Source organism: Rhizobacter sp. (assembly GCF_035702065.1).
In the GTDB taxonomy this organism is placed as follows: Bacteria; Pseudomonadota; Gammaproteobacteria; order Burkholderiales; family Burkholderiaceae_C; genus Rhizobacter.
On the sequence record NZ_DASSRA010000292.1, the window covers coordinates 1 to 9,065 of the forward strand.

General features: G+C 67.3%; 10 protein-coding genes and 1 riboswitch. Of the genes, 9 read left to right on the forward strand and 1 reads right to left on the reverse strand.

Annotation, left to right across the window (positions count from 1 at the left end):
- Positions 1-194: 194 nt before the first annotated feature.
- On the reverse strand, positions 195-1,751 hold the full coding sequence (locus VFL64_RS13250; RefSeq protein WP_489540851.1) for a UbiD family decarboxylase: 1,557 nt from the start codon (positions 1,749-1,751) through the stop codon (positions 195-197).
- A gap of 234 nt (positions 1,752-1,985) precedes the next feature.
- Between VFL64_RS13250 and VFL64_RS13255 the strand changes: the two genes are divergently transcribed.
- The 9 genes from VFL64_RS13255 to VFL64_RS13295 form a co-directional block, all read left to right on the forward strand.
- The gene (locus VFL64_RS13255; protein ID WP_489540852.1) at positions 1,986-2,888 is read left to right on the forward strand and encodes a lytic transglycosylase domain-containing protein; all 903 of its coding nucleotides are present in this window, start codon (positions 1,986-1,988) and stop codon (positions 2,886-2,888) included.
- A gap of 42 nt (positions 2,889-2,930) precedes the next feature.
- Positions 2,931-3,057, forward strand: a riboswitch (ZMP/ZTP riboswitch).
- Between the two features lie 54 nt (positions 3,058-3,111).
- The gene (glyA, locus tag VFL64_RS13260) at positions 3,112-4,362 is read left to right on the forward strand and encodes a serine hydroxymethyltransferase (RefSeq protein WP_489540853.1); all 1,251 of its coding nucleotides are present in this window, start codon (positions 3,112-3,114) and stop codon (positions 4,360-4,362) included.
- Between the two features lie 89 nt (positions 4,363-4,451).
- Positions 4,452-4,895, forward strand: coding sequence for a transcriptional regulator NrdR (nrdR, locus tag VFL64_RS13265; protein WP_489540854.1), 444 nt, complete (start codon positions 4,452-4,454; stop codon positions 4,893-4,895).
- Positions 4,896-5,085: 190 nt separating this feature from the next.
- Positions 5,086-5,607 (forward strand): GspH/FimT family pseudopilin, encoded by a 522-nt coding sequence (locus tag VFL64_RS13270; protein ID WP_489540855.1) that lies wholly within the window; start codon positions 5,086-5,088, stop codon positions 5,605-5,607.
- Between the two features lie 10 nt (positions 5,608-5,617).
- Positions 5,618-6,052, forward strand: coding sequence for a type IV pilin protein (locus tag VFL64_RS13275; RefSeq protein ID WP_489540856.1), 435 nt, complete (start codon positions 5,618-5,620; stop codon positions 6,050-6,052).
- The gene (locus VFL64_RS13280; RefSeq protein ID WP_489540857.1) at positions 6,049-6,621 is read left to right on the forward strand and encodes a PilW family protein; all 573 of its coding nucleotides are present in this window, start codon (positions 6,049-6,051) and stop codon (positions 6,619-6,621) included. The genes VFL64_RS13275 and VFL64_RS13280 overlap by 4 nt, the downstream gene beginning before the upstream one ends.
- On the forward strand, positions 6,618-7,721 hold the full coding sequence (locus VFL64_RS13285; RefSeq protein WP_489540858.1) for a hypothetical protein: 1,104 nt from the start codon (positions 6,618-6,620) through the stop codon (positions 7,719-7,721). The genes VFL64_RS13280 and VFL64_RS13285 overlap by 4 nt, the downstream gene beginning before the upstream one ends.
- A gap of 8 nt (positions 7,722-7,729) precedes the next feature.
- Complete coding sequence (locus tag VFL64_RS13290; protein WP_489540859.1) at positions 7,730-8,725, forward strand: type IV pilus modification PilV family protein; 996 nt, start codon at positions 7,730-7,732, stop codon at positions 8,723-8,725.
- A 26-nt stretch (positions 8,726-8,751) separates the two neighbouring features.
- Positions 8,752-9,065 (forward strand): bifunctional diaminohydroxyphosphoribosylaminopyrimidine deaminase/5-amino-6-(5-phosphoribosylamino)uracil reductase RibD (locus VFL64_RS13295; protein WP_489540860.1); only part of this gene is annotated, 314 nt, incomplete at its 3' end.

Here is a 9,065-nt window from a genome sequence, read left to right on the forward strand (position 1 = left end):
GGATATGAAAACCCCTCCGCACCTTGCAGTGGGGAGGGGTCGGTGGCCGGAGCCACGTGGAGCTCCGGAGGAATGTGGTCCGGGGCTCCTGGCGCGCAGCGACTGCGCCATGGAGTTGCCTGCATCGCAGGCAGACCGAAGATAGGCGAGCCGCGCATCGAGGTCAAGCCTTCGGCTCGCTGGCGAAGCGGCGATCAGCGCGATGCCATCAGCGCATCGAACAGCGGCGCGACGCGCGCCTGGACCTGCGCGTCCATGGCGATCGGCCGGCCCCATTCGCGTGTGCTCTCGCCCGGCCACTTGTTGGTCGCGTCCAGGCCCATCTTGCCGCCCAGCCCGCTGGTCGGCGAGGCGAAGTCGAGGTAGTCGATCGGCGTCTGGTCGACCAGCGTGGTGTCGCGCACCGGGTCCATGCGCGTGGTGATCGCCCAGACGACGTCGGGCCAGTGACGCACGTCGATGTCGTCGTCGGTGACGACGATGAACTTGGTGTACATGAACTGGCGCAGGAAGCTCCACACGCCGAACATGACCCGCTTGGCGTGCCCCGGGTAGCGCTTGGCGATCGAGACGATCGCCATCCGGTAGCTGCAGCCCTCGGGCGGCAGGTAGAAGTCCACGATCTCCGGAAACTGCTTCTGCAGGATGGGCACGAAGACTTCATTCAAGGCCACGCCCAGCATGGCCGGCTCGTCAGGCGGTTTGCCGGTGTAGGTGGAGTGGTAGATCGGATCCTTGCGGCGCGTGAGGCGACTGATCTCGAACACCGGGAACCAGTCCTGCTCGTTGTAATAGCCGGTGTGGTCGCCGTACGGCCCTTCGAGCGCATAGAGATAACCGCCCACTTCCTTGAGCGCCACGCCATGCGGGCTGGTGCCGGTGAAGCCTTTGGCCGCCGTAGGGATGTGGCCTTCCAGCACGATCTCAGCCCCGGCCGGGGCCTGCAGCATCACGCCGGCGTCTCCCACCGAGGTGTCGACCACCTCGGTGCGGCTGCCGCGCAGCAGACCGGCGAACTGGTACTCGGACAAGGTGTCGGGTACGGGCGTCACCGCGCCCAGGATGGTGGCCGGGTCGGCGCCCAGCGCCACGGCGATCGGGAACGGCTGGCCCGGATGGGCCAGGGCGAACTCGCGGAAGTCGAGCGCCCCACCCCGGTGCGCGAGCCAACGCATGATGACCTGCCGAGGGCCGATGACCTGCTGGCGGTAGATTCCCAGGTTCTGCCGACGGCGCGGATTCGGCCCACTTTGGGGCCCGCGGGTGATCACCAGGCCCCACGTGATCAGGGGGGCCACGTCGCCTGGCCAGCAGGTCTGGATGGGCAACTGGCCCAGATCGACCTCACCGCCCTCCAACACCTCTTCCTGGCAGGCCGCCCGGCGCACCGCCGAGGGCTTCATGTCCCACAAGGCCTTGGCCATTTGTAACAACTTGCCCGCATCCTTGAAGCCTTTGGGAGGCTCAGGCTCCTTCAGACCGGCGAGCACGCGACCCACGTCGCGCAGCTCTTTTACCTCTGTAGCGCCCATGCCCAGAGCGACCCGACGAGTCGTTCCGAACAGGTTCGTCAAGGCCGAAATTTTGTAACCGGCAGGATTCTGAAACCACAACGCCGGCCCGCCGGAACGGAGCACGAGGTCACTGAGCGCTGTCATTTCAAGCCGCGCCGATACTGGCTCGGCGACACGCCGGAGTTCGCCCGAGCGCTCCAGGCCGGCCATAAAGTCACGCAAATCTCGATATTTCATTTCTTTTAGCTATTAAGAATGGCCTCTTAATGCTTGACTGGTTATGGATCGTTCTTCCAGAATGCGCCCGCACCTGACATAGATCAGGGATAACCCGCGCCAACTCTCGTTCGGAGAGCCCTGGCGCCACGCTGCCGAATCCGCAGCGATCTCGCCGCGGATTATCACTGTCACATTCCAGCTGAACGCTTGCCTGCGAGCGTGCCGCGGAGGGACAGAGAAGAAAGGAGTGACATGACAGCGCTTCAAAAACTGGTTTCGCAGCTGAATGCGAGCCGCCAATCGGCGGTCGCCTCCAGCCATGTGTTCTTGCGTGATGTGGGCCACGGCCTGCTGGAGGTCAGCCACAACACCCTGGCCCTGGTGGGCCTGCTGCTGGTCTCGGCGCTGCTGTTCGTTGCCGGACAGCGCGACCTTCGCCACGCCGTGGAAGAGCACACCTTGAACTGGCTGCAAGCCCGGCAAGACGCCCGCAGCGTGGGCAGCACCGAGGCGCTGGTCGACCTGAGCGAACCCGACGCGATCGCCCGGGCCACGGCAGCCGACCCCAAGGACCTGACCCGACAGCAGGCGGCCGTCGCCATCTGGCTGTCGCGCCGCTACCGCGTGGCACCCGAGCCGGTGAGCCGGCTGGTGAAGGAGGCCTGGACCGTCGGGGCCAAAACCGACCTGGATCCGACGCTGATCCTGGCCATCATGGCCATCGAATCGAGCTTCAACCCCTTTGCCCAGAGCCCCGTGGGGGCCCAGGGCCTGATGCAGGTGATGACCCGCGTCCACGACGACAAGTACGAGGCCTTCGGCGGTAACCACGCGGCCTTCGACCCGGTGACGAACCTGCGCGTGGGCGTGCAGGTGCTCAAGGAGTGCATCGCCCGCGCTGGTGGCGTCGAAGCCGGCTTGCGCCACTACGTCGGTGCCGCCAACCTCACCGACGATGGCGGTTACGCCGGCAAGGTGTTGGCAGAGCAGGAACACCTGCGCCAGGTGGCCAGCGGCAAGACCGTCGCCGTGACGGCACCGCTGATCGTGGCGCCCGCGCCCGTTGCCGTGCCGGTGACGCTCGCCGACCCCGAAGCCAAGCCCGCGCCTGCCCCCGACAAGGCAACGGCCGAGCAGATCGCCCTGCTTCGCTGACCCGCTTTTGACGTACCGCGCGCAGCCTGCCGCGGTACACTTCCCCCGCTGCGCAACTGGCGATGGGGCACCTCCACGGTGCCTGAGGTGGTGAACCACTGGGAAGCGCAGCCCGCCCAGGCTTGTAGATATGGCTGGGTCGGTTCAGCCGTTCGCCTGGGCAGCCCCGCAGCCGTGTTCCACACGCGGTTCGCCGAGGGATTCTGACCACGAGGACTGCCACATGTTTGACCGCGCCAAATCCACCCTTGCTGCCATCGATCCCGAGATCTGGTCCGCCATCCAGAGCGAGAACAAGCGCCAGGAAGACCACATCGAGCTGATCGCCTCCGAGAACTACACCTCGCCGGCCGTGATGGCCGCCCAGGGCAGCCAGCTCACCAACAAGTACGCCGAGGGCTACCCCGGCAAGCGCTACTACGGTGGCTGCGAGTACGTCGACATCGTCGAGCAGCTGGCCATCGACCGCCTGAAGCAGCTCTTCGGCGCCCAGTTCGCCAACGTGCAGGCCAACTCCGGCTCGCAGGCCAACCAGTCGGTGTTCTTCGGCCTGCTGCAGCCTGGCGACACCATCCTCGGCATGAGCCTGGCTGAAGGCGGCCACCTCACGCACGGCATGCCGCTCAACATGAGCGGCAAGTGGTTCAAGGTGGTGAGCTACGGCCTCGACAAGAACGAAGCCATCGACTACGACGCGATGGAGCGCCTGGCTCATGAGCACAAGCCCAAGCTGATCATTGCCGGGGCATCGGCCTACGCCCTGCGCATCGACTTCGAGCGCTTTGCCAAGGTGGCCAAGGCCGTCGGCGCCTACTTCATGGTCGACATGGCCCACTACGCCGGTCTGATTGCTGCGGGCGTGTACCCCAACCCGGTGCCATTCGCCGACGTGGTCACCTCCACCACCCACAAGAGCCTGCGCGGCCCGCGCGGTGGCATCGTGGTCATGAACGACGAGGCCATCGCCAAGAAGATCAACAGCGCAATCTTCCCAGGCATCCAGGGTGGCCCACTCATGCACGTGATCGCCGGCAAGGCGGTGGCCTTCAAGGAAGCCCTGTCACCCGAGTTCAAGGCCTACCAGCAGCAGGTGGTGAAGAACGCCGCCGTGCTGGCCGACACGCTCACGCAACGCGGCCTGCGCATCGTCTCCGGCCGCACCGAGAGCCACGTGATGCTGGTGGACCTGCGGCCCAAGAACCTCACCGGCAAGGAAGCCGAGGCCATCCTGGGCGCCGCCCACATGACCTGCAACAAGAACGGCATCCCCAACGACCCGCAGAAGCCGATGGTCACCAGCGGCATTCGCCTGGGTTCGCCGGCCTTCACCACCCGCGGCTTCAAGGAAGAGCAGGCCCGCGCCACCGCCCACCTGATCGCCGACGTGCTGGACAAGCCGCACGACGAGGCCAACATCGCGGCGGTGCGTGCCAAAGTCGCGGCGCTCACCAAAGACTTCCCGGTCTACCGCTGAGATGCCAGCCCCCCAGTCGCTGCGCTCCTGCCCCCCAGGGGCGCGGTCCGGCTTGGGGCGACCCGGCGCAGAACCCGATCTCACCTGACATGCGTTGTCCTTTTTGTTCGCACGAAGACACTCAGGTCGTCGAGACGCGTGAGTCCGACGAGGGCGACGTCGTGCGCCGCCGCCGGCGTTGCCAGAGCTGCGACAAGCGCTTCACCACCTATGAGCGCACCGAGATCGCGCTGCCTTCGGTGGTCAAGAAGGACGGCACCCGGGCCGAGTTCGACATCGGGAAGATCCGCGCCTCGATGACGCTGGCCCTGCGCAAGCGCCCGGTGAGCGTGGAGCAGATCGACGCCGCCATCGAACGCATCCAGGACAAGCTGCTCAACAGCGGCGCCAAGGAAGTCGCCTCCACCAAGCTCGGCGAGCTGGTGATGCGCGAACTCAAGCGCATCGACAAGGTGGCCTACGTGCGCTTCGCGTCGGTGTACCGCAGCTTCGAAGACGTGGACGAGTTCCGTCAGCTGATCCGAGACATTTGAGGCGGCAAAGGCCTCAGTCCCTGCTGACTGAGGCCTCGCCGAGAAGCCGTCATGCATGCAGGCGCGATGGCCTGACCTCCCCCCGCAGGGTGCCCTCTCCATGGGCACCTCGTTTCCCCCTCCCGGTGGACGCTGAATCGGCTTGCATTTCCTACAGTGCACGCACATTCAGAACACAGGGAGAGGGAACATGAATGCACAGGTTCGGGGCTTCACGCTGACCGAGTTGATGATCGTGGTCGCCGTCACCGGCATCGTGGTGACAACGGCGCTGCCTTCGTTCGGTCACTTCGTCGACACACAACGCATTGACGGCGTGGCCACGCAAGTGGCCAGCGACCTGCAATTCGCACGCGCCGAGGCGGTGCTGCGCAACCAGGGTGTGCGGGTGAGCTTTCGCCCGGAAGCCGCCTGCTATGTCATCCACACCGGGGAAGCCGCCCAGTGCCAGTGCAGTGATGACGGCACGGCGCGCTGCGAGGGCGACGCGCAGGCGCTCAAGACGGTCGCACTGGACAACGCACAGCGCGTGAGCCTGCAAGCCAACGTCGCCTCGGTCCTGTTCGACCCGCTGCACGGCACGGCCTCGCCCACCGCCACCGTGCGCATCACCGGTGCGCAAGGCCGAACGGTGCACCAGGTGGTCAACCTGATGGGCCGGGTACGTTCCTGCTCGCCTCAGGCCACGGTTTCCGGCTACCGCGCCTGCTGAGGAGGCCACCATGCAGCAACAACAACGCGGTTTCACGCTGATCGAACTGACGGTGACGACGGCCATCGTCGGCATCCTCGCCGCCACCGCCTACCCCAGCTTCACGGGTCCGGTCTACAAGGTGCGCAGAACGGACGCGATCACGGCGCTCATGCAACTGCAGATGAGCCAGGAGCGCTGGCGTTCCGGCCACACCAGCTACGCCAGCCTGGCCGAGCTGAACACAAGCGCCAGCTCGTCGATGCGCTACTACGCGCTGTCCGTCACCGAGTCCAGCGAGACGGGCTTCAGCGCCACGGCCACCGGCACCGGCGCGCAAGCCGCAGACACTGCTTGCAGGGTGCTACGGCTCACCGTCACAGGTGGCGATACGCGCTACGCCTCTGGCCCGGACGAGAACACCGCCAACAGCAGCGCCGACAACAAGCGCTGCTGGGGCGTATGAGTCCGCGCCACCGCGAGCGGGGGCTGTCGATCGTCGAGCTGATGGTGGGCCTGGCCATCGGCCTCACCGTGATCGCGGCCGCCTTGCTCGCACTCACCCACCACCTGCGCGAGAACCGCGGCTTGCTGGTCGAGGCGCGCCTCATGCAGGACCTGCGCACCGCCAGCGATCTGATTGCCCGCGACCTGCGGCGCGCCGGCCCCTTGAGCGTGGCCGAGGGAGGCGTGCGCTTCGCCTACCCCGACACCGGTGCGTCACTCGCCTATCGGCTGCGCGACGGCGCGATCGAGATGCAGATCGGCGAAGGCCACTGGCAAGCCCTGACCGACGTCAACACCCTGCGCGTAGCGGCATTCCGCATCACGCCGCACACCGAAGAGATCGTGCTCGACGGCTTCTGCAGCCAGGCCTGTGCGGCGGGCAGCACGCGTTGCCCTCCTCGCCAGACGGTGCGCAGCCTGGCCCTTCACATCGAGGCCCGCGGGGCCGCACCCATGGCCCCCCTGCGCAGCATGGAGACCACAGTCCGCCTTCGCCACGACGCGCTGACCGGCGCGTGCCCCACATGAAAGCCGCAGAGCGCGGCGCGGCCACCGTGGCCATCACGCTGCTGATGGCCTTCGTGATCCTGCTGAGCGTGGCCTTCGCCCACCGCAGCGTGCTGTTCGAGGCCCGAACCTCCATCAACCAGTACCGCGCAGCGCAGGCCAGCGAGGCGGCGGAAGCCGGCATCGACTGGGCATTGGCGCAGCTCAACAGCAGCGAGCCGACCGGCAGCGATTGCACCGCATTTCGGGAGCGAAGCGTCTCGGCGATGCAAGCCACGTGCGTGGCCAACGAAAGTGGCTGGGCCTGCCAATGCCCAGGCAACACGCCATCAACGAGCCACCGCGTCGCCTTCAGCATCGCCGTGGCCGCCACCGACCCACCCGACACGCTGCAACTCACGTCAACCGGCTTCAGCCACTCAAGCCGCGCCCAGCTGCAGGTGCGCCTGGGCCGACTGCCCGGCCTCGACACCCTGCCCGCCGCCGCACTGACAGTGCGTGGCTCGGTGAACTTCGTGTCTGGCGCCTTCGACATCCGCCACACCAGCGCCGCCAGCGGTGGCCTGACGCTGCACAGCGGTGGCGCCATCGAGCCCGGCGCACTGCGGCTGACGAGCACACCCGGCACGCCGGCCAGCGCGTCCGTCCTGAGCCAGGAGAGCACCCTCGCCCAGCTCACACCGACCGGGCTGTTCGCCAGCCTGTTCCGCATGAGCCGGGAAGCCTGGCGTGCCCAACCCATGGCACGCGAACTGGATTGCAGCCAGGCCTGCGACGCCTCGCTGCAGCAAGCCGCCGCTCGACATCAGTTGATCTGGTTGCGCGGCGGCCTGAAGCTCGATTCTTCGACCGTGCTCGGCACCCCGCAACGCCCTCTGCTGCTGGTGGCCGATGGCCCCGTCGAGTTGCAGGCGGGCGCCGTCATCCACGGCCTCGTCTACGGCACCGATCCACGCTGGAGCGATGCGGCTGGCGCCACGGTCCACGGCGCGGTGGTCATCGAAGGCGACTTCCAAGCCAGCGGCAGCACGCAGATCCAGTACGACGCCGCCGTGCTCAAGGCCCTGCACCAGCACACCGGCAGCTATGCCCGCATGCCCGGCAGCTGGCGCGATCACTGAGGTTCACGATGACGACAACCCTTCACCACCAGCAGCGCGGCATCACCTTGGTGGAAGCCCTGATCGGCCTCCTGATGCTGTCCGTGGGCCTGCTGGGCGCGTTGCGCCTGCAATCGTGGCTCCGGCTTCATGGCGACATCGCCCACCAGCGCACTGATGCCGTCCAACTCGCCCAGCAAGACCTGGAGCACCTCCGCGGCTTTGCCCACACCACGGCCTTCGGCGAGATCGCCAGCCTGGGCAGCACGGCACACGGCGCGAATGCCACGGCGTTCACGCTCGCCCGCACAGTGTCTCCCTCGGCCGGCCTCAAGAGCAGCCACGTGAGCGTGCGCTGGCGGGACCGCAGCGACAGCGAGCAAGCCATCGAGCTGCACACCAGCATCGCAGCCGTGGCCCCCATTTACTCCGCCGCACTGGCGCTGCCTCCACAAGACAGAAGCTTGGCGCCGCGCAGCCATCTCCCTGTTGGCGCCCGGCAGATCAGCGAAGGGCGCAGCGTTCTCAAGCCATCTGCCGCCGGCACCGTGGTGTGGATCCTCGACAGCGCCACCGGCATGGTTGTGTCGCGGTGCAGCGTTCCGGCCGGCCTGACGGTGCGCGACATCACACCGGCGCACCTCAACGCCTGCACCGACCGGGCGGGGCTCCTCGTGCGAGGCCACATCCGCTTCTCGCTCGGACCACAACCCGATGCGGAGCACCCCAACGATGCGCCGCTCGCCCTGTCGCTGGTACCCGGCGAATGCGAGATCGACGTGGTGAACGGCCGCGAGCGCCACCTGGCCTACTTCTGCATCGTGCCGCCGAACGGCCTGGGCGCGGAGCCGCTGCGCATCGTCCCCGACGGCTGGGTCTTCGGCGCCACGGCCACCACCTTCAAGGCCTGCCGCTACACCGAAGCACCGCACAACTACCTGGTGGTCCGCGGCGACGGCGCCTGCCCGAGCGAGCTTACGCCGCACAATGTGGCCTCTTTGGCCACCACCCAGCACCAGCCTTGAACTTCTCCCCCGTCGACCTCGCTGCAATGCGCGACGCCCTGGCGCTCGCCGCCCAGGCCATCGGCCTGAGCGAGCCCAACCCGCGTGTCGGCTGCGTCATCACGGCAGCCGATGTCCGCGTGATCGGCCGAGGCCACACCCAGCAAGCCGGCGGGCCGCATGCCGATGTGATGGCCTTGCGCGACGCCGCGCAGCGAGGCCACGAGGTGCGCGGTGCCACGGCCTACGTCACGCTCGAACCCTGTTCGCACCATGGCCGCACACCGCCCTGCTGCGATGCCCTCATCGCTGCCGGCCTGGCCCGCGTGGTCGCCGCGGGCCAAGACCCCAACCCCCTGGT

Excerpts from the sequence above, each read along its gene's own strand:
- VFL64_RS13280 (WP_489540857.1), top strand. The coding sequence starts at position 6,049 with ATGAGTCCGCGCCACCGCGAGCGGGGGCTGTCGATCGTCGAGCTGATG.
- VFL64_RS13250 (WP_489540851.1), bottom strand. The coding sequence starts at position 1,751 with ATGAAATATCGAGATTTGCGTGACTTTATGGCCGGCCTGGAGCGCTCG.
- VFL64_RS13255 (WP_489540852.1), top strand. The coding sequence starts at position 1,986 with ATGACAGCGCTTCAAAAACTGGTTTCGCAGCTGAATGCGAGCCGCCAA.
- VFL64_RS13290 (WP_489540859.1), top strand. The coding sequence starts at position 7,730 with ATGACGACAACCCTTCACCACCAGCAGCGCGGCATCACCTTGGTGGAA.
- glyA (WP_489540853.1), top strand. The coding sequence starts at position 3,112 with ATGTTTGACCGCGCCAAATCCACCCTTGCTGCCATCGATCCCGAGATC.
- VFL64_RS13275 (WP_489540856.1), top strand. The coding sequence starts at position 5,618 with ATGCAGCAACAACAACGCGGTTTCACGCTGATCGAACTGACGGTGACG.
- nrdR (WP_489540854.1), top strand. The coding sequence starts at position 4,452 with ATGCGTTGTCCTTTTTGTTCGCACGAAGACACTCAGGTCGTCGAGACG.
- VFL64_RS13270 (WP_489540855.1), top strand. The coding sequence starts at position 5,086 with ATGAATGCACAGGTTCGGGGCTTCACGCTGACCGAGTTGATGATCGTG.
- VFL64_RS13285 (WP_489540858.1), top strand. The coding sequence starts at position 6,618 with ATGAAAGCCGCAGAGCGCGGCGCGGCCACCGTGGCCATCACGCTGCTG.